Source organism: Polynucleobacter sp. MWH-CaK5, from assembly GCF_018687615.1.
Lineage (GTDB): Bacteria > Pseudomonadota > Gammaproteobacteria > Burkholderiales > Burkholderiaceae > Polynucleobacter.
The window spans coordinates 1,261,227-1,279,930 of record NZ_CP061299.1; the positions used below are offsets into that span (position 1 = coordinate 1,261,227).

At 46.0% G+C, this 18,704-nt stretch carries 19 protein-coding genes and 1 tRNA gene; all 20 read right to left on the reverse strand.

Going from position 1 to position 18,704, the window contains the following annotated elements:
• The gene (locus tag GQ367_RS06350; protein ID WP_251370140.1) at positions 1 to 627 is read right to left on the reverse strand and encodes an NADH-quinone oxidoreductase subunit J; all 627 of its coding nucleotides are present in this window, start codon (positions 625 to 627) and stop codon (positions 1 to 3) included.
• Positions 624 to 1,115, reverse strand: coding sequence for an NADH-quinone oxidoreductase subunit NuoI (gene nuoI, locus GQ367_RS06355; protein ID WP_215290035.1), 492 nt, complete (start codon positions 1,113 to 1,115; stop codon positions 624 to 626). Before nuoI ends, GQ367_RS06350 begins: the two co-directional genes overlap by 4 nt.
• A gap of 15 nt (positions 1,116 to 1,130) precedes the next feature.
• Positions 1,131 to 2,207, reverse strand: a complete 1,077-nt coding sequence (gene nuoH, locus GQ367_RS06360; protein ID WP_215290037.1) for an NADH-quinone oxidoreductase subunit NuoH — start codon at positions 2,205 to 2,207, stop codon at positions 1,131 to 1,133.
• Positions 2,204 to 4,510 (reverse strand): NADH-quinone oxidoreductase subunit NuoG, encoded by a 2,307-nt coding sequence (gene nuoG, locus GQ367_RS06365; protein WP_215290039.1) that lies wholly within the window; start codon positions 4,508 to 4,510, stop codon positions 2,204 to 2,206. Before nuoG ends, nuoH begins: the two co-directional genes overlap by 4 nt.
• A gap of 29 nt (positions 4,511 to 4,539) precedes the next feature.
• On the reverse strand, positions 4,540 to 5,835 hold the full coding sequence (nuoF, locus tag GQ367_RS06370; RefSeq protein WP_215290041.1) for an NADH-quinone oxidoreductase subunit NuoF: 1,296 nt from the start codon (positions 5,833 to 5,835) through the stop codon (positions 4,540 to 4,542).
• On the reverse strand, positions 5,832 to 6,347 hold the full coding sequence (gene nuoE / locus GQ367_RS06375) for an NADH-quinone oxidoreductase subunit NuoE (protein WP_215290044.1): 516 nt from the start codon (positions 6,345 to 6,347) through the stop codon (positions 5,832 to 5,834). The genes nuoF and nuoE overlap by 4 nt, the downstream gene beginning before the upstream one ends.
• Positions 6,348 to 6,363: 16 nt before the next feature.
• Positions 6,364 to 7,617, reverse strand: coding sequence for an NADH-quinone oxidoreductase subunit D (locus GQ367_RS06380; protein ID WP_215290045.1), 1,254 nt, complete (start codon positions 7,615 to 7,617; stop codon positions 6,364 to 6,366).
• Between the two features lie 2 nt (positions 7,618 to 7,619).
• Entirely contained in the window at positions 7,620 to 8,213 is a 594-nt protein-coding gene (locus GQ367_RS06385; RefSeq protein WP_215290048.1) for an NADH-quinone oxidoreductase subunit C, read from the reverse strand.
• Position 8,214: 1 nt separating this feature from the next.
• The gene (locus GQ367_RS06390; protein ID WP_089516355.1) at positions 8,215 to 8,697 is read right to left on the reverse strand and encodes an NADH-quinone oxidoreductase subunit B family protein; all 483 of its coding nucleotides are present in this window, start codon (positions 8,695 to 8,697) and stop codon (positions 8,215 to 8,217) included.
• 9 nt (positions 8,698 to 8,706) lie between these two features.
• Positions 8,707 to 9,066 (reverse strand): NADH-quinone oxidoreductase subunit A, encoded by a 360-nt coding sequence (locus GQ367_RS06395; protein ID WP_215290050.1) that lies wholly within the window; start codon positions 9,064 to 9,066, stop codon positions 8,707 to 8,709.
• Between the two features lie 88 nt (positions 9,067 to 9,154).
• A tRNA-Leu gene (locus tag GQ367_RS06400) sits at positions 9,155 to 9,239 on the reverse strand.
• A gap of 70 nt (positions 9,240 to 9,309) precedes the next feature.
• Positions 9,310 to 9,687 (reverse strand): preprotein translocase subunit SecG, encoded by a 378-nt coding sequence (gene secG, locus GQ367_RS06405; protein ID WP_215290052.1) that lies wholly within the window; start codon positions 9,685 to 9,687, stop codon positions 9,310 to 9,312.
• A gap of 20 nt (positions 9,688 to 9,707) precedes the next feature.
• On the reverse strand, positions 9,708 to 10,466 hold the full coding sequence (gene tpiA / locus GQ367_RS06410; RefSeq protein WP_215290054.1) for a triose-phosphate isomerase: 759 nt from the start codon (positions 10,464 to 10,466) through the stop codon (positions 9,708 to 9,710).
• Between the two features lie 15 nt (positions 10,467 to 10,481).
• Complete coding sequence (locus GQ367_RS06415; RefSeq protein ID WP_215290056.1) at positions 10,482 to 11,492, reverse strand: NAD(P)H-quinone oxidoreductase; 1,011 nt, start codon at positions 11,490 to 11,492, stop codon at positions 10,482 to 10,484.
• Positions 11,493 to 11,522: 30 nt separating this feature from the next.
• Positions 11,523 to 13,694 (reverse strand): polyribonucleotide nucleotidyltransferase, encoded by a 2,172-nt coding sequence (pnp, locus tag GQ367_RS06420; RefSeq protein WP_215290058.1) that lies wholly within the window; start codon positions 13,692 to 13,694, stop codon positions 11,523 to 11,525.
• Between the two features lie 221 nt (positions 13,695 to 13,915).
• On the reverse strand, positions 13,916 to 14,185 hold the full coding sequence (gene rpsO, locus GQ367_RS06425) for a 30S ribosomal protein S15 (protein ID WP_215290060.1): 270 nt from the start codon (positions 14,183 to 14,185) through the stop codon (positions 13,916 to 13,918).
• Between the two features lie 191 nt (positions 14,186 to 14,376).
• A complete protein-coding gene (locus tag GQ367_RS06430) occupies positions 14,377 to 15,921 on the reverse strand; it encodes a 2-isopropylmalate synthase (protein ID WP_215290062.1) in 1,545 nt (514 codons plus the stop codon).
• 180 nt (positions 15,922 to 16,101) lie between these two features.
• Positions 16,102 to 16,956: a CDP-diacylglycerol--serine O-phosphatidyltransferase gene (gene pssA / locus GQ367_RS06435; protein ID WP_215290063.1), complete on the reverse strand. Its 855-nt coding sequence runs from the start codon at positions 16,954 to 16,956 to the stop codon at positions 16,102 to 16,104.
• A gap of 10 nt (positions 16,957 to 16,966) precedes the next feature.
• Positions 16,967 to 17,620, reverse strand: a complete 654-nt coding sequence (locus GQ367_RS06440; RefSeq protein ID WP_215290065.1) for a phosphatidylserine decarboxylase — start codon at positions 17,618 to 17,620, stop codon at positions 16,967 to 16,969.
• 44 nt (positions 17,621 to 17,664) lie between these two features.
• The gene (gene ilvC, locus GQ367_RS06445) at positions 17,665 to 18,681 is read right to left on the reverse strand and encodes a ketol-acid reductoisomerase (RefSeq protein WP_215290067.1); all 1,017 of its coding nucleotides are present in this window, start codon (positions 18,679 to 18,681) and stop codon (positions 17,665 to 17,667) included.
• Positions 18,682 to 18,704: the final 23 nt, after the last annotated feature.

Genomic DNA, 18,704 nt, shown 5'->3' on the forward strand with positions numbered 1-18,704 from the left:
CTAAGATTCTTTATTGGCTGATGAATCAGCATTCATAGAGGTGACTATGCGCACACGATCTTCTTTTCTTGTGCGAATTTGATCAGGAATATTTTGTGTTTTGGTGTCTTTGCGACGACGCAAAGTCAAAGCCACTGAAGAAATGATCGCCACCAACAAAATAATGCCGGCGACTTCAAAACTGAATAAGTATTCGGTGTAAAGCAAGATGCCCAAAGCTTTGGTGTTATTGGCTGCCACTTCAGGATCCATGTTTCTGATTGGCTGGCTGGTACCGATAAAGCCACGAATCAACACAATCGCCATCTCAGCCACAATCACCGCACCCACCAAAGAAGCCACTGGCATGTATTGCTTGAAGCCTTTGCGCAAATGATCCAAGTCGAGGTCTAGCATCATGACCACGAATAAGAACAAGACCATCACCGCACCCACATAGACCAAGACCAACAAGATAGCTAAAAACTCAGCGTGCAAGAGCATCCAGATCGCAGCGGCTGTAAAAAAAGATAAAACCAAGAACAATGCAGCATGAACTGGATTGCGAGCAGTGATCACGCGCAAAGCAGCCATCACCAAAATGGCGGCAAAGATATAAAAGAGGATTGATTTAGGTTCTAGCATCATTTGTATTTAGCATCCGCTGTTTTATTTGCAGCGATTTCGTTTTCGTAACGATCGCCAACGGCCAACAACATGTCTTTCGTGAAATACAAGTCACCACGCTTTTCGCCGTGATACTCATGAATATGTGTTTCAACAATCGCATCCACTGGGCAAGCCTCTTCGCAAAAGCCACAGAAAATACACTTGGTTAAATCGATGTCATAACGCGTGGTTCTGCGAGTGCCATCATCACGCTGATCTGATTCAATCGTGATGGCCATGGCTGGGCACACTGCTTCACATAGTTTGCAAGCAATGCAACGCTCTTCACCATTCGGGTAGCGACGCAAAGCGTGCAAACCACGAAAACGTGGAGACATTGGAGTTTTTTCTTCAGGGTATTGCACAGTGATCTTTGGCTTGAACAAATATTTACCAGTCAAAGCCATACCTTGCAATAACTCTCTTAAGAGCAGACTGCCGAAGAATTCGCGGATACGTTGGAACATTTTTAAATCCTCGCCTTATTTCCAAATATTCCAGGGTGACAAGACCCAAGCACCGACCAACAAGATCCAGAAGATCGAGATGGGAATAAATACTTTCCAACCCAAACGCATGAGCTGGTCATAACGATAACGTGGGAATGACGCACGCAACCAAATAAAACAAGATAAGAAGAAGAATGTCTTAGCAACCAACCAGAAAATACCTGGGATGTCGCGCAGAATTGGCAAGTCAACAATCGGAGCCCAACCACCAAAGAACAAAATAGAAGTCAAAGCAGCGATCAAAATCATGTTGGCGTATTCCGCCAAGAAGAACATCGCAAAGGCCATGCCTGAGTATTCAATCATGTGACCAGCAACAATCTCAGACTCACCCTCAACAACGTCAAATGGGTGGCGGTTCAATTCAGCAACGCCTGAAATAAAGTAAATCAAGAACATTGGCAACAACGGCAACCAGTTCCAAGATAAGAAGTTCAAGCCCATGCTAGCAAAGTAACCTGTTTGCTGAGACTTCACGATGTCGCTTAAATTCAAAGTGCCAGAAACAACTAAAACAGCAGCAAGCGCAAAACCCATCGCGATTTCATATGAAACCATTTGCGCCGAGGCACGCATCGCGCCCAAGAATGCATATTTAGAGTTGGATGCCCAACCAGCCAAGATCACGCCATAAACACCAACAGATGTAATGGCCATCACGTACAACAAACCAGCGTTCACATTGGCTAACACCATGTCTGCCTGGAACGGCACCACAGCCCAAGCAGCAAATGCAGGAGCAATCACCATCACGGGAGCGACGATGTACAAGACCTTGCTGGCCTTGCTTGGAATAATCACTTCTTTGAGCAATAACTTCAGTGCATCAGCGATTGGTTGCAATAAACCCAAAGGACCCACACGATTAGGGCCTAAACGAACGTGCATCCAACCAATTAATTTACGTTCCCACAAAGTCAAATAAGCCACGCAACCAAACATCGGAAGAACGATGGTCACAATTTTGATCAAAGTCCAAACGATGGGCCAAGCCATCTCACCGAACAGAGCTAAACCGTGTGTATTGATTGTTTGAATAAAGTCGGTCATACACGCTCCACAGATAATTGACCAAACATTCCGCCCAATTGAGCACTGAATGCTGTGCCTGCAGAAAGTCTGACAACACCGCTGGTCAATGCACGCTCTTCTGTCACTGGCATATTCACTGAAGATCCAGCTTGAGTAACACGCACAACATCACCCTCTTTGAGCTGCAGTTGCATCATGAGATCAGTTGGTACACCCAACTTCAAAGCCTTCTTCGCATCTTGCGTCAACTGCAAAGCAGGCGCACGGCGCACAATCGCATCACTTGAATGAATCGTCACATCCGCCAAGCGCTCGATCGCTGGGGTGAATGTGCTTGTAATTGCAGGAGCAGCAGCTGTCTTGTTATTTAACTGTTCAGCAAAGTTTTTAGGAACCGCTTCGTCCAACACCTCATCAGAACTATTGAAATAGAAACCATCGATGTTCATCAAGTTACCTAGAACACGAAGCACCTTCCAAGCAGGACGTGCTGAACCTAAAGGCTTGACCACCGCTTGTGTGGTTTGCAAGCTACCTTCTAAATTGATGAAGCTACCAGAAGTTTCTGTGTATGGCGTGATAGGCAATAGAACATCGGCCACTTCACGAAGTTCAGCACTATCAAAAGCAGTCATGGCAATCACAGTGCCCGCTTTTGCAAGAGCTTGCTTGGCCAATTGCGGGTCAATCAAATCTGCACCTGGCTCAATATTCATGAGCAAGACTGCTTTAAGATTTTTTGCCATCAAGCCATTGATGCCTGACGCAGAAACAGCCTTAACAATGTGTGCACCCACAGCGTTACCACCCTCAGGCAAGCATCCCAAAGTAGCTTCTGTTTGGTTTGCAATGAACTGTGCGTAAGCATGCAATTGTGCGAACTGTGGATGAGCCATCGCTGCTGCGCCCAAGAACACTGCCTTACGCTCGCCACTTAATAAGCTATCTGCAATGGCTTTTGCTTGTGCACTGATGGCAGCATTACTTGGAGCACTCACGCCCTTCGCTTGTGCAACCGCTGCAGCAACACCCGCCAATTCAGCTGGCCAATTGGCCGGTGAAACTTGAGCGCTGGCAGCCACTGGCATCAACCAGTCTTCGGTGCTGGCACCTAAACGAGTGACTTTTAAGCCACGCTTGGTAGCAGCACGAACTCTAACTGCCAACAAAGGTTGATCTTTACGCAAGAAACTGCCGATGAAGAAAGCTCTTTGTAATTGGCTCACTTCAGCAATCTTCATGCCCAACCATGGCGCAGTCGGTGCACCACTCACATCTTGCGCGCGCAAACGTGTTTCAGTATTGTCAGATCCCAAACCAGTCATGAGCGTCTTTAGAAGATACAACTCTTCAACACTTGAGATTGGGTGGGCCAAAGCAGCGATGGCATCAGAGCCATGATCTTGCTTGATCGATGACAAAGAACGTGCCACATAATCTAAAGCAGACTCCCAGTCTGTTTCAATCCATTGATTATTTTGCTTGACCATTGGATTTTTCAAACGGTCTTTGCTGTTCAAGCCTTCATAGGCAAAGCGATCTTTATCGCTGATCCAGCATTCATTAATGGCTTCGTTTTCCAAAGGCACTGTGCGCAATACTTGATTGGCTTTGGTTTGCATCACCACGTTAGAACCCAAAGAATCATGCGGGCTCACAGAACGCTTACGACCTAACTCCCAAGTACGTGCTGAATAACGGAATGGCTTGCTGGTCAATGCACCCACTGGGCAAAGATCAATCATGTTGCCAGACAACTCTGAGTCAACAGTCTTACCAACGAATGAAGTGATTTCTGAATGCTCGCCGCGGTTGAGCATGCCCAACTCCATCACACCAGCAATCTCTTGACCAAAACGAACGCAACGAGTGCAGTGAATACAACGGCTCATTTCTTCCATTGAAATCAATGGGCCAACATTCTTGTGGAAGACCACGCGCTTCTCTTCATCGTAGCGCGATGTGGTTTTACCGTAACCCACTGCCAAGTCTTGCAATTGACACTCACCACCTTGATCGCAAATCGGGCAATCCAAAGGATGGTTGATCAACAAAAATTCCATCACTGATTTTTGTGCCTGCACTGCTTTTTCTGAATGCGTGAACACTTTCATGCCAGGTGTTACTGGAGTTGCGCAAGCAGGCAATGGCTTAGGAGCTTTCTCAACTTCAACCAAACACATGCGACAGTTAGCCGCGATTGACAATTTCTTGTGATAACAAAAATGAGGGATGTGCGTGCCAATTTTCTTAGCCGCATCCATCACCATAGAACCCTGTTGGATTTCTACTGTTTTGCCATCAATTTCGATTTCAACCATCTTATTTTCCTGTCGATCTCTTCGAATGCTTAAACGTATGCCGGCACAATGCAGCGCTTGTGCTCAACGTGATACGCAAACTCATCCATGTAATGCTTCAACATGCCCCGCACAGGCATTGCCGCAGCATCACCCAATGCACAAATTGTTCTACCTTGAATATTCGCAGCAACGTCATTCAAAAGATCCAAGTCTTCTGGACGACCTTCTCCATGCTCAATGCGATTAACAATGCGCCACAACCAACCGGTACCTTCACGGCATGGTGTGCACTGGCCACAAGATTCTTCGTGATAGAAATAAGATAAACGCAACAAAGACTTCACCATGCAACGCGTTTCGTCCATCACAATCACCGCACCAGAACCAAGCATTGAGCCAGCCTTAGCAATGCTGTCGTAATCCATGTCCGTTTCCATCATCATTGCGCCTGGAATAACAGGGGCTGATGAACCACCAGGGATCACTGCTTTGATTTTTTTACCGCCGCGCATACCGCCCGCCAACTCTAAAAGAGTGGCAAAGGATGTGCCCAATGGAATCTCATAGTTACCAGGACGTTCAACGTCACCAGAAATTGAGAAGATCTTTGTGCCGCCATTATTAGGCTTACCTAACTTGGCATAAGCCTCACCACCAATTTCAAAAATGAATGGCACAGCTGAGAATGTTTCAGTGTTATTGATCGTTGTTGGTTTACCGTACAAACCAAAACTTGCTGGGAAAGGTGGCTTGAAACGTGGCTGACCTTTTTTACCTTCTAAAGATTCTAAAAGCGCTGTCTCTTCACCGCAGATGTAAGCGCCCCAACCATGATGAGCATGCAATTGGAATGAGAACTCAGAGCCACAAATCTTGTTGCCCAAGAATCCAGCCGCGCGGGCTTCTTCTAAAGCTTCTTCAAAGCGAGCGTACTCGTGCCAAATTTCACCGTGAATGTAGTTGTAACCAACTGCAATACCCATGGCGTATGCAGCAATCGCCATGCCTTCAATCAAAGCATGCGGGTTGTAACGCATGATGTCGCGATCCTTGAACGTACCAGGCTCGCCTTCATCGGTATTACACACCAAGTATTTATCGCCAGGGAACTGACGTGGCATAAAACTCCACTTCAAACCCGTTGGGAAACCTGCACCACCACGGCCACGCAGACCAGAGGCTTTTACTTCAGCAATCACCGCTTCAGGCGTGATGCCTTCAGTCAAAATTCTTTTGAGCTGCGCATAACCACCGCGCGCAACGTAATCTTTTAAACGCCAGTTATTACCATCAAGACCCTTAAGGATCAAAGGCTGAATATGACGTGTGTGCAAACTGGTCATGCTGCACCTCCAGCTGCATTTACATTTGAATTCGCTTTAGCTTTTAATTCATCAATCAAAGCATCTAATTTGTCATTGCTCATGAAACTGCACATCGTTTTATTGTTCACGATTGCAACAGGCGCATCACCACAAGCCCCCATGCACTCACCCTCTTTTAAAGTGAAAGTGCCACAAGGCGTGGTCTCGTTGTAATCAATACCCAACTTCTTCTTCAAGTACTCACCTGCACGAGTGCCGCCAGATAGTTCACATGGCAAATTAGTGCAAACAGCTAATTTGAATTTACCAACAGGCTTGGTGTCGTACATGTTGTAAAACGTTGCAACTTCCTGAACAGCAATCGGTGGCATTTCTAAAATGGCAGCAATTTCTTCGATTGACTCAGGCGTGACCCAACCGTATTGATCTTGAGCAACCACCAATGCGGCCATCACAGCAGACTGTTTTTGATCAGCCGGATACTTTGCAATATTGCGATTGATTTCAGCGCGAGCTTGTGGGGAAAACATATGCTCTCTTATCCTTTTAGCGGTCAATCTCGCCGAACACAATGTCCTGCGTACCAATAATCGTTACAGCATCAGCCAACATGTGGCCTTTTGCCATTTCATCTAAAGCTGATAAATGCACAAAGCCTGGAGCGCGGATCTTCAAACGGTATGGTTTGTTAGCGCCATCAGAAATTGCATAAATACCAAACTCACCTTTTGGATGTTCAACGGCAGCGTAAGCCTCACCTGCCGGCACGTGAATGCCTTCAGTGAACAGTTTGAAGTGGTGAATCAATTCTTCCATGTTGAACTTCATGTCCACACGTTTTGGACTTGTGACTTTGTGGTTATCGCTCATTACTGGACCAGGATTAGCTCTTAACCACTTAACGCACTGCTGAATGATTTTGTTGGACTGGCGCATTTCTTCAACGCGAACCAAGTAACGATCGTAAGAGTCACCGTTAACGCCCACTGGAATATCAAAATCTAATTTGCTGTAAACCTCATACGGTTGCTTTTTACGCAAATCCCATTCAATACCTGAACCACGCAACATCGCACCAGTGAAACCAAGTTGCAAAGCACGTTCTGGTGAAACCACACCAATACCTACCAAACGTTGCTTCCAAATACGGTTGTCCGTTAAGAGAGTCTCGTACTCATCAACATACTTTGGAAATCTGGTGGTGAAATCTTCAATGAAATCCAACAAAGAACCTTGGCGGTTTTCATTCAATTTCTTCACAGCTTTTTCGCCACGAATCTTATTGGCCAAGTACTGAGGCATGGTGTCTGGCAAGTCACGGTATACACCACCTGGACGATAGTAGGCAGCATGCATACGGGCACCAGAAACGGCTTCGTACATATCAAACAAATCTTCACGTTCACGGAAGGCGTACAAGAACACCGCCATAGCGCCGACGTCTAGGCCATGACAACCAATCCACAATAAATGATTTAGCAAGCGTGTGATCTCATCAAACATCACACGGATGTATTGCGCACGCTCTGGCACTTCAATTTGCAATAGCTTTTCAATAGCCATCACATAAGCGTGCTCATTGGCCATCATTGAAACGTAGTCCAAACGATCCATGTATGGAACGTTTTGTACCCAAGTTCTGGTTTCAGCTAATTTCTCAGTAGCGCGATGCAACAAACCAATGTGTGGATCTGAGCGCTGAATCACTTCACCATCTAACTCCAAAACCAAACGCAACACACCGTGCGCGGCAGGATGCTGTGGACCAAAGTTAAGGGTGTAATTTTTAATATCAGCCATGATTAAGAACCGTAGCTTTCTTCGCGAATCACTCGAGGAGTTACCTCGCGAGGATCAATCGTGACAGGTTGATAAATAACTCTCTTTTGCTCTGGGTCGTAACGCATTTCTACGTTGCCAGAGATCGGGAAATCTTTTCTGAACGGATGACCGATGAAGCCATAGTCCGTCAAGATGCGGCGCAAATCATCGTGACCTTCAAACAAGATGCCGAACAAGTCGAATGCTTCACGCTCAAACCAGTTGGCTGAATTCCAGATCGGCGTCACAGACGCTACCAATGGAAAATGATCGACCGGCGCAAACACACGAAGACGCAAACGCCAATTGTGTTTCACTGACAATAGGTGACTCACAGCAGCAAAACGAGGGCCTTCCCATGTTGCGTTGTCGTACTCACTGTAATCAACGCCACAAAGGTCCATCAACTGATCAAAGCCTAAACTTGGCTCATCTCTCAAAGTCTTTGCTACTTCTAAATAATCTTCTGCACGTACTACCAGAGTGAGTTCACCAAGAGCCTCGTGCAAACGAGAAACTTTTTTGCCCAATACTTTTTCTAAGCGCTCTTTAAGCACGGATAGAGTGTCTGACATCTCAGGCCTTTCTCGCAATCGTGCTGGTGCGCTTGATCTTGGCTTGCAATTGAATGATGCCGTACATCAAAGCTTCAGCAGTTGGAGGACACCCAGGAACATAAACATCCACAGGAACGATGCGGTCGCAACCGCGAACCACAGAATAAGAGTAATGGTAGTAACCACCGCCGTTAGCGCATGATCCCATCGAGATCACCCAACGTGGCTCAGGCATCTGGTCATACACCTTGCGCAAAGCTGGTGCCATCTTGTTACACAAAGTACCAGCAACGATCATCAAATCAGATTGACGCGGTGATGGTCTGAACACAACACCAAAACGGTCCAAGTCATAACGTGATGCACCGGCGTGCATCATTTCAACCGCACAACAGGCCAAACCAAAAGTCATCGGCCAAAGAGAACCTGTTCTCGTCCAGTTAATGAGCTTATCAGCCGATGTTGTGACAAAACCTTCTTTTAAGATACCTTCAATAGCCATGTTTTATCGTCACTCCCAGTTAAGGGCGCCCTTCTTCCAGATGTAGGCAAAACCAATCACGAATTCCAACAAAAAAATCAGCATCGATACGTAGCCAGGCCAACCAATTTCAGACAAAGCCACGCCCCAAGGGAATAAAAATGCTGTTTCTAGATCGAATAGGATAAAAAGAATGGCGATCAAGTAGTAACGCACATCGAATTTCATGCGCGCATCTTCATATGCGTCAAATCCGCACTCGTAAGGGGAGATTTTTTCAGCGTCGGGCTTGTTCGCTCCGAGCAATTTACCTAGGCCCATGGGCACGAGACCAACACCAATCCCCACCAGGATGAATAGTAAAACGGGAAAATAAGCTTCTAAGTTCAAGAGTGTTCCAATTCGTAACTAAAACAACACTTACATATTTTCACTAACTGGTCTTGCAGCATACTGACAAACTGCAATCCCCCAAATTTGGTGCCGTCGGCGAGACTCGAACTCGCACAGCTTACGCCACTACCACCTCAAGATAGCGTGTCTACCAATTCCACCACGACGGCATACGCTAAAGCCTCTAGATTTTAGCTTATTGCCACATTTCTAGAGGCGCTTCAAACAATTAACGGGTTCTTATTTTGGAACACTTTGACCAGTTCCGGTCACAGGAGCAACTGGTGAACCTGGCGCAGCTGTTGCTGGCGCTGGAACTTCAGCAGCTGGGACTGCCACAGGAGCGCTGGTGCCTGATAAAACACCTGCGTTTTGTGACTTGGTTGAACCAAATAAGGTAATACCCAAAGTAGACAAGAAAAATATTGTGGCCAAAACAGCTGTCACACGAGACAAGAAGTTGGCTGAACCTGCAGCGCCAAACAAGCCGCCTGAAGAACCACCACCAAAGGCTGCGCCCATATCGGCGCCCTTACCCTGCTGAATGAGAACCAATGCAATCACACCCACTGCAGAAATGATTTGCAACACAACCAATATAGTCTTTAACAATTCCATCTAAGTCTCCAAAAACAAATTTATTTACATGCTTGGCATAAAGCCAAAAAATCTTTTGCATTCAACGATGCACCACCCACCAAACCACCATCAATATCTGGCATCGCCAACAAATCTTTAGCATTATCAGGCTTTAAGCTGCCGCCATACAAAATGGCCACTTTTGAGGCCGCTGTATCGTCAAATTTAGCTAACTGCAAACGCAATTCTCTGTGCACATCCTGGGCCTGGGCCGGAGTAGGCACTTTTCCAGTGCCAATCGCCCAAACAGGCTCGTATGCAATGATGCAAGCTTCAATTTGACCTTGTAGCAGGTCTAAAACAGCCTGTAATTGACGGCGCACCACAGTCAACGTTTTGCCATCATCGTACTCAGACTCGGTCTCACCCACGCAAATGATGGGGGTGATATTGGCTTGCAAACAAGCTTTAGCTTTTCTGGCCACCAGGCCATCACCTTCTTGATGATATTGACGGCGCTCAGAGTGACCAACAATCACATACTGACAGGCAAACTCTTGTAACATTTTTGCGCTGACATCACCGGTGTAAGCACCATTAGGATGATCAGAAACATCTTGGGCACCACAAGCAAGCGGTGAATTAGCCAACAACTGACTGACTTGCGATAAATAAGGGTATGGCACACACAAACCTGCGCGCATACCTTGCAGATTTTTTAAAAAATCTTGGTCACTCAATAATTCTTGAATGAGTTGCTGATTAGCAGCCATGCTGCCATTCATCTTCCAGTTACCAATGATGGTCAAGGGTCTCATTAAAGTCTCATTCAATTAAACAGTTAACACTATCTTACCAATGTGCTGACTTGATTCCATCAATTGATGGGCCTTGGCAGCACCTTCTAATTCAAACACTTCATGTATCACCGGTCTGATCTTTTTAGACTCCAGCAATGGCCAAACATGTGCTCTTAATGACCTTGCAATAGCGCCCTTGAAGTCAATAGATCTGGGCCTCAAGGTCGATCCAGTGATGGTCAAACGTCTGCGTAAAACTTGACCAACATCCACCTCGGAAATTTTACCGCCCTGACTAGCGATGATCACAATTCGACCATCATCAGACAAGCAGTTAATGTTTCTTCCTAAGTAAGGACCTGCAACCATATCTAAAACAACGTTGGCACCTTTGCCATTTGTAAAAGATTTAACTTCTTCAACAAAGTCTTGGGTGCGATAGTTCACCGCTAATACAGCACCAAGCTCTTTACAAGCTTTGGCTTTCTCATCACTGCCCACAGTCACAAGCACATCGTGACCCAAAGCGGTCACCAACTGTATGGCTGTAACCCCAATGCCACTGCTGCCACCATGAACCAAGAGAGTTTCTTTGCCTCGACCATCCAAACCCAAACGACCACGATCAAAGACATTGCTCCAAACCGTGAAAAATGTTTCTGGAATACTCGCTGCCTCAACATCTGACAAACCTTTGGGTGCTGGCAAGCATTGCGCTAACGGAGCGATGCAATATTCAGCATAGGCACCACCAACCACCAAGGCACAAACTCGACTACCCACTTCAAAACTAAAAAAATTATCAGGGTGAGCCATGTCACCGCCGATGATTTCACCTGCTAATTCCAAACCAGGTAAATCTGTACCGCCTGGAGGGACAGGATAAAAACCTTGACGCTGGAGAACATCAGGACGGTTGACCCCTGCAGCTCTGACTCTGATTAGAACTTCACCAGAACCAGGAAGCGGTAAGACCAAATCAGGTCTCACCACCGCCTTTAAAACTTCAGGGCCACCATATTGGCTGATTTCAACAGCACGCATGCCGTCTTAGCTCACTTACTTTAAATGAGCTTATTGCTGTTGTTCAGCTTGGTCTGCAGGTGCAGCATCAGCTTGAGGAGCAGCGCCGTTCAAAGGAGCAATGCTTGTTCCTTCGTCCGCACACGCAGCCTTCAATGACAAACGCAAACGTCCACGCTCATCAGCAGCCAACAACTTCACGCGCACAACTTGACCTTCTTGCAAGTAGTCTTTCACATCTTTCACACGCTCATTGGCGATTTCTGAAATATGCAACAAACCATCTTTACCTGGAAGAATATTGATCAAAGCACCGAACTCTAGCAACTTCACTACTGGACCTTCGTAGATCTTACCTACTTCAGCTTCAGCTGTGATGCCTTCAATACGACGCTTGGCTTCTTCCATGCCTTCAGCACTTGTTGAAGCAATAGTTACAACACCATCATCAGTGATATCAATGCTAGTACCAGTTTCTTTTGTCAAAGCCTGGATTGTTGCGCCACCCTTACCGATCACTTCACGGATCTTGTCTGGATGAATCTTGATTGTCACCATGCGTGGAGCGTGCTCAGATAACTCTGTGCGAACACCACTCATAGATTCTTGCATCTTGCTCAAAATGTGCAAACGGCCTTCTTTAGCTTGAGCTAAAGCAACCTGCATGATCTCTTTTGTAATACCTTGTACTTTGATATCCATCTGCAATGCAGTGATACCGTTTGATGTACCAGCTACTTTAAAGTCCATGTCGCCCAAGTGATCTTCATCACCCAAGATGTCTGTCAAAACAGCGAAACGATTGCCATCCAAAATCAAGCCCATCGCAACACCAGCCACGTGGGCTTTAACAGGAACACCAGCATCCATCATCGCTAAACAGCCGCCACAAACAGAAGCCATTGAAGATGAACCGTTTGATTCAGTGATTTCTGAAACAACGCGCAAGCTATAAGCAAACTCTTCTGCGCTTGGCAATACTGGAATCAAAGCACGCTTAGCTAAACGACCGTGACCGATTTCGCGGCGCTTTGGACTGCCTACACGACCTGTTTCGCCAGTAGCAAACGGAGGCATGTTGTAGTGGAACATGAAACGATCACGTTGCTCACCTTCTAAGGCATCAATGATTTGCTCATCGCGTGCTGTACCCAAAGTTGCAACCACCAAACCTTGTGTCTCACCACGAGTGAACAATGCTGAACCATGAGTGCGTGGCAATACGCCTGTGCGAATCTCAATTGGACGAACAGTGCGTGTATCACGACCGTCAATGCGTGGCTCACCGTTCAATACTTGACTACGAACAATCTTTGCTTCGATGTCAAACATGATGTTGCCAGCTTCAACTTCATCAAATTCACCATCTTCAGCCAACTTGGCCATCACATCTTTTGTCACTTCTTTCAACTTAGTTGAACGAGCTTGCTTTTGACGAATTTGATACGCTTCACGCAAACCAGCTTCAGCCAAGGCAGTGACTTTAGCAATCATGGGCTCGTTCTTAGGAGCTGCTTGCCAATCCCACTCAGGCTTACCGCCTTCGCGCACTAAATCATTGATCGCATTGATCGCTGTTTGCATTTGCTCATGACCATAAACAACCGCGCCCAACATGATCTCTTCAGACAATTGATACGCTTCAGATTCAACCATCAACACAGCAGATTGAGTACCAGCAACGATCAAATCTAATTGGCTAGTTGCTTGCTCAGTGCGTGTTGGGTTCAACATGTATTGACCATCTTTGTAACCCACGCGAGCGGCGCCCACTGGGCCATTGAATGGAATGCCTGAAACAGCCAAAGCTGCTGAAGCACCAATCAATGCAGGAATGTCTGCTGGTACGTCTGGGTTGATCGATACCACATGAATCACCACTTGCACTTCGTTCAAGAAACCTTCTGGGAACAAAGGACGCAATGGACGATCGATCAAACGAGAAATCAGTGTTTCGCCTTCTGAAGGACGACCTTCACGACGGAAGAAGCCACCAGGAATCTTACCTGCAGCGTATGTCTTCTCTAAATAATCAACTGTGAGCGGGAAGAAGTTTTGACCTGGCTTGGCATTTTTTGCACCAACCACTGTTGCCAAAATAACTGTGTCATCCACATCAACTAAAACTGCACCACCTGCTTGGCGAGCGATCTCACCAGTTTCCATACGAACAGTGTGTGAACCCCATTGAAAACTTTTTACTACTTTATTAAACATCGTCATTTATGTATATCTCCAATCAACATTTGCCATAGAAAATCAGCGCTATGGCAGCACTGGAGCAATTAGGGGCTTTGCGGAGTAAGGATGCCATTCCAAAGAAAGGCTTAGAGAGAAGAGTTAACCTGTCTTTGGAATGACACGGGTCCTGTACTACGAGCAGCCACCGACCGCTCAAAACGATAATGCCTGCCTAAGTCAAACTGAGGCAGGCATTGTCGGAATTACTTACGTAGACCGAGCTTATCAATCAAAGCGCGATAACGATCAAAATCTTTTGACTTCAAATAGTCGAGCAAACGACGGCGACGGCTAACCATCTTCAACAAGCCACGACGGCTGTGGTGATCTTTAGCATTTGCTTTGAAGTGAGGTGTTAAATCATTGATGCGAGCAGTTAACAAAGCAACTTGAACTTCAGGACTGCCAGTGTCATTTGCTGCACGTGCGTTATCTTTAACAATAACGGCTTTATCAGCTGTAAGAATAGCCATTTTTAAACTCCATACTTGCGAACAAACGAGCTTGAGATTCAATAAATATTGGTCTCTGACCCGATATGTCGTGCGAATTGTTGAAAAAACCCAGAAGCTTTTGGTTCTTTTATTACTTATTAAAGAAATCAAAGACTTCGGCACTTTTTGGGAAATTCCCAGAAAGTGCCGAAATTATAGCCTATTTGACCTTAAACAGCCATCTGAGCGTTCAATTTCTGTTGAGCGGGGTCGTATAACTTGTTCAAAGCTGCCAAATAAGCCTTGGCTGAAGCGGCCACAATGTCCGGATCTGTGCCAACGCCATTAACAATCCGGCCACCCTTGGCAAGACGCACCGTGACTTCACCCTGAGACTCAGTGCCAGTCGTGATCGCATTGACCGAGTACAACAATTGCTCAGCACCACTTTTGACCTTTGATTCGATCGCATTCAAGGTTGCATCGACCGGGCCATTGCCTTCAGCTTCGGATGCGAACTCTTCTTTGCCAGATTTGAAAATAACCTTGGCAAATGGACGCTCCCCAGTCTCAGACCTTTGTGACATTGAGATAAAACGATAGTGGTCACTAGCCTCTTCAGCATTATTGCCCACAATTGCAGTGATATCTTCATCAAAAATCTCGGCTTTTTGGTCAGCCAAGGTCTTGAATCGAGAGAAGGCATCGTTCATTTCTGCCTCAGACTCCAACTCGATACCCAATTCTTGCAAACGCTGTTTAAATGCATTTCGGCCAGACAATTTACCCAAAACGATCTTATTGGCTGCCCAACCCACATCTTCTGCGCGCATGATCTCGTAGGTATCACGAGCCTTCAAAACGCCATCTTGGTGAATACCTGAGGCATGAGCAAAGGCATTGGCTCCAACCACCGCTTTATTCGGTTGCACCACAAAACCGGTGATTTGAGAAACCATCTTAGAGGCTGGCACGATTTGAGTCGTATCAATGCCCACTGACAAATCATAGTAATCTTTGCGGGTCTTGATCGCCATCACAACTTCTTCTAAAGAAGTGTTACCGGCGCGCTCACCCAAACCATTGATGGTGCATTCAATTTGACGAGCTCCACCAATCTTCACACCTGCCAATGAGTTAGCAACGCCCATGCCCAAGTCATTGTGGCAATGCACAGACCAAATGGCTTTATCCGAATTCGGGATGCGCTCACGCAAAGTCTTGATGAAGTTGCCATAAAGCTCAGGAACTGCATAACCCACTGTGTCAGGAACGTTGATGGTTGTAGCACCTTCTTTGATCACGGCTTCAAGCACGCGGCACAAGAAATCGACTTCAGAGCGATAACCGTCTTCTGGTGAAAACTCAATATCGTTGGTGTGATTACGCGCAAAGCGCACAGCAGCCTTGGCTTGTTCAAACACTTGATCGGGCGTCATGCGCAACTTCTTTTCCATGTGCAATGGCGATGTCGCAATGAATGTATGAATACGCTTAGAGTTAGCACCCTTCAAGGCATCAGCAGCTCGGCCGATGTCCTTTTCATTGGCGCGGGCCAAAGAGCAAACAGTTGAATCCTTGATGACTTGAGCAATCGCATTGATCGCCGCAAAGTCTCCATCAGAACTCGCCGCAAAGCCTGCCTCGATCACGTCCACACGAAGACGCTCAAGCTGTCTTGCAATTCTGACCTTTTCATCTTTGGTCATTGAAGCACCAGGTGACTGCTCACCATCTCTCAAAGTGGTATCAAAAATAATCAATTTATCTGTCATGACTTGCTCCCGAACTTACAAAATTTACTAAATAAAAAACCCCAGTAGGACTGGGGTTCGTGTTGTTTGCTTTGACTCTAAGTGTTTAAGCGTGCACCGACCCCAGGTTTTGACCTAGTCCTAAAAGTAGCAGCAGTGACAAGCTTGTATTCATAAACTCTAATATACACAAAAAATGAATTAATTGTCAGAAAGCATATCTGAAGCTTTTTTCTTGCGCAAGACAATTTTTTGCCATACCCAAAAAACATAGCCCGAGATGGCATAAGCCACAAATAAACCAAACAATGCAACCGGTGGATCGCTTGATACCAAAACAAAGCCCAAGATCACCAAAATCATGACACCAAAGGGAGCTCTGTAGCGCACATCCAATGCTTTACCACTATAGAACATGGCATTTGAAACCATCGTGATACCCGCATAAATGGTCAAAGCAAACATCACCCATGGCAATGCCAACTCCTGAACATGTAATTTATTGTCCACAGCCAACCAAACAAAACCTGCAATCAAGGAAGCGGCGGCAGGACTTGGTAAACCTTGGAAAAAGCGCTTATCAACCACAGCGATATTGGTATTAAATCGTGCCAAGCGCAAGGCAGCTCCTGCACAGAAAACAAATGCAGCCAACCAGCCCCACTTACCCAAATCCTTCAAAACCCACTCATAAGCAATCAATGCGGGTGCGACACCAAAAGAAACCATGTCAGTGAGTGAGTCGTACTGCTCACCAAAAGCACTTTGGGTATTGGTCATGCGAGCCACGCGGCCGTCCATGCCATCCATCACCAAAGCCACAAAAATCGCAATCGCAGCAAATTCAAAACGTTGGTTCATGGCCTGCACAATGGCAAAGAAACCGCAAAATAAATTAGCGGTTGTGAAAGCATTGGGCAATAAATAGATGCCACGGTTACGTGGTCGACCTAGGTTCTCTTGATCAGCACCGGACCAATCATTGCGACGCAAAGGCGTCACATTGCTAGGTAAATTTTTAGTTAATCTTGGTTTTCTACGTCGAAATGTCGTCATAGACTACTTTTTAGTCCAATCCAGGCAATTTGGCTAGTACCGTGCTGGTTGCAGATACTTTATCGCCAACACTCACCAATGGCTCGGCTGTCAGAGGCAAATACACATCAACTCTTGAGCCAAAACGAATAAAACCATAACGCTCGCCCTTTTTAAGCTTATCGCCTAAATGAGCGTAACAAAGAATTCTGCGGGCAATTAAGCCGGCCACTTGAACCAATGTGATGGTTTGACCATTTGCATCAATCACCACAGCATTGCGTTCATTTTCTGTGGATGCTTTATCTAAATCAGCATTCACAAACTTACCTGGGAAATACTCAATGCGCTTGATCGTGCCATTCACAGACGAACGATTAGAGTGCACATTGAAGACGTTCATGAAAACACTGATTTTGAGTGCTTCACGATTAGCGTATGGATCAAATGATTTTTCAACAATGATGACTCGACCATCCGCTGGGGACAATACGGCATCTTTGGTCAAAGGAATCAGACGACCTGGATCTCTGAAAAACTGAACAACAAAAATAAAAATAATCCAGAAAGGCCAAGACCATGCCCACCCTGCGGTGGAATGAATCACGAACAATACAAAACCCGCGATGGCCACGTGTGGCCAACCTTCTTTTGCAATGATTGGGTGCGGGTAATGAACTGCCATGCTGTCTCTCTTTCTGGATCTTTCTATTTATTTAACAACTACTCTTAGTTCTTGCTTTGATCAACTAGCTTGTTCTTAGCAATCCAAGGCATCATTGCGCGCAACTTAGCACCAACCACTTCGATGTCATGCTCAGCGTTCAAGCGACGACGAGAAATCAATGTAGGAGCACCTGCTTTGTTTTCCAAGATGAAGCTCTTTGCATATTCACCAGTTTGAATGTCTTTCAAGCACTGACGCATTGCATTCTTAGTATCTTCAGTCACAACGCGTGGACCAGTTACATACTCACCGTACTCAGCGTTGTTTGAGATTGAGTAGTTCATGTTGGCGATACCACCTTCGTAGATCAAGTCAACGATCAACTTCAACTCGTGCAAGCACTCGAAGTAAGCCATTTCAGGAGCGTAACCAGCTTCAACCAAAGTTTCAAAACCAGCTTTGATCAATTCAACTGCGCCACCACAAAGAACAGCCTGCTCACCGAACAAGTCAGTTTCAGTTTCTTCACGGAAGTTTGTTTCGATGATGCCAGCACGGCCACCACCGTTGGCTGTTGCATATGACAAAGCTACATCACGTGCAGAACCGGTTGTGTTTTGATGAACAGCGATCAAATGAGGAACGCCACCACCTTGTGAATATGTACCACGCACAGTGTGACCAGGTGCCTTAGGAGCAATCATGATCACGTCCACGTCTGCACGAGGAATCACTTGACCGTAGTGAACGTTGAAGCCGTGAGCAAATGCCAATGCAGCGCCTGCCTTGATATTTGGAGCAACTTCTTTGTTGTACACCTCAGCGATTTGCTCGTCTGGCAACAACATCATCACAACATCTGCGCCTTTAACAGCTTCAGCCACTTCTTTAACTTGCAAACCTGCGTTCGCAGCTTTATTCCAAGAAGCGCCACCTTTGCGTAAACCAACAGTTACTTTCACACCAGAATCATTCAAGTTCTGAGCGTGGGCATGGCCCTGTGAACCGTAACCAATGATTGTTACTTGCTTACCCTTGATCAAAGATAAGTCTGCGTCTTTATCGTAAAAAACTTTCATGCTATTTCCTATGTAATTTCAGT

What these genes read in the sequence shown, in the direction of transcription:
- ilvC (WP_215290067.1), bottom strand. Translation starts at nt 18,681, where the DNA reads ATGAAAGTTTTTTACGATAAAGACGCAGACTTATCTTTGATCAAGGGT.
- tpiA (WP_215290054.1), bottom strand. Translation starts at nt 10,466, where the DNA reads ATGAGACCCTTGACCATCATTGGTAACTGGAAGATGAATGGCAGCATG.
- GQ367_RS06430 (WP_215290062.1), bottom strand. Translation starts at nt 15,921, where the DNA reads ATGACAGATAAATTGATTATTTTTGATACCACTTTGAGAGATGGTGAG.
- nuoH (WP_215290037.1), bottom strand. Translation starts at nt 2,207, where the DNA reads ATGACCGACTTTATTCAAACAATCAATACACACGGTTTAGCTCTGTTC.
- GQ367_RS06350 (WP_251370140.1), bottom strand. Translation starts at nt 627, where the DNA reads ATGATGCTAGAACCTAAATCAATCCTCTTTTATATCTTTGCCGCCATT.
- nuoF (WP_215290041.1), bottom strand. Translation starts at nt 5,835, where the DNA reads ATGACCAGTTTGCACACACGTCATATTCAGCCTTTGATCCTTAAGGGT.
- secG (WP_215290052.1), bottom strand. Translation starts at nt 9,687, where the DNA reads ATGGAATTGTTAAAGACTATATTGGTTGTGTTGCAAATCATTTCTGCA.
- GQ367_RS06385 (WP_215290048.1), bottom strand. Translation starts at nt 8,213, where the DNA reads ATGTCAGACACTCTATCCGTGCTTAAAGAGCGCTTAGAAAAAGTATTG.
- pssA (WP_215290063.1), bottom strand. Translation starts at nt 16,956, where the DNA reads ATGACGACATTTCGACGTAGAAAACCAAGATTAACTAAAAATTTACCT.
- GQ367_RS06440 (WP_215290065.1), bottom strand. Translation starts at nt 17,620, where the DNA reads ATGGCAGTTCATTACCCGCACCCAATCATTGCAAAAGAAGGTTGGCCA.
- GQ367_RS06415 (WP_215290056.1), bottom strand. Translation starts at nt 11,492, where the DNA reads ATGCGTGCTGTTGAAATCAGCCAATATGGTGGCCCTGAAGTTTTAAAG.
- GQ367_RS06390 (WP_089516355.1), bottom strand. Translation starts at nt 8,697, where the DNA reads ATGGCTATTGAAGGTATCTTAAAAGAAGGTTTTGTCACAACATCGGCT.
- GQ367_RS06380 (WP_215290045.1), bottom strand. Translation starts at nt 7,617, where the DNA reads ATGGCTGATATTAAAAATTACACCCTTAACTTTGGTCCACAGCATCCT.
- pnp (WP_215290058.1), bottom strand. Translation starts at nt 13,694, where the DNA reads ATGACGATGTTTAATAAAGTAGTAAAAAGTTTTCAATGGGGTTCACAC.
- nuoI (WP_215290035.1), bottom strand. Translation starts at nt 1,115, where the DNA reads ATGTTCCAACGTATCCGCGAATTCTTCGGCAGTCTGCTCTTAAGAGAG.
- nuoE (WP_215290044.1), bottom strand. Translation starts at nt 6,347, where the DNA reads ATGTTTTCCCCACAAGCTCGCGCTGAAATCAATCGCAATATTGCAAAG.
- rpsO (WP_215290060.1), bottom strand. Translation starts at nt 14,185, where the DNA reads ATGGCTATTCTTACAGCTGATAAAGCCGTTATTGTTAAAGATAACGCA.
- nuoG (WP_215290039.1), bottom strand. Translation starts at nt 4,510, where the DNA reads ATGGTTGAAATCGAAATTGATGGCAAAACAGTAGAAATCCAACAGGGT.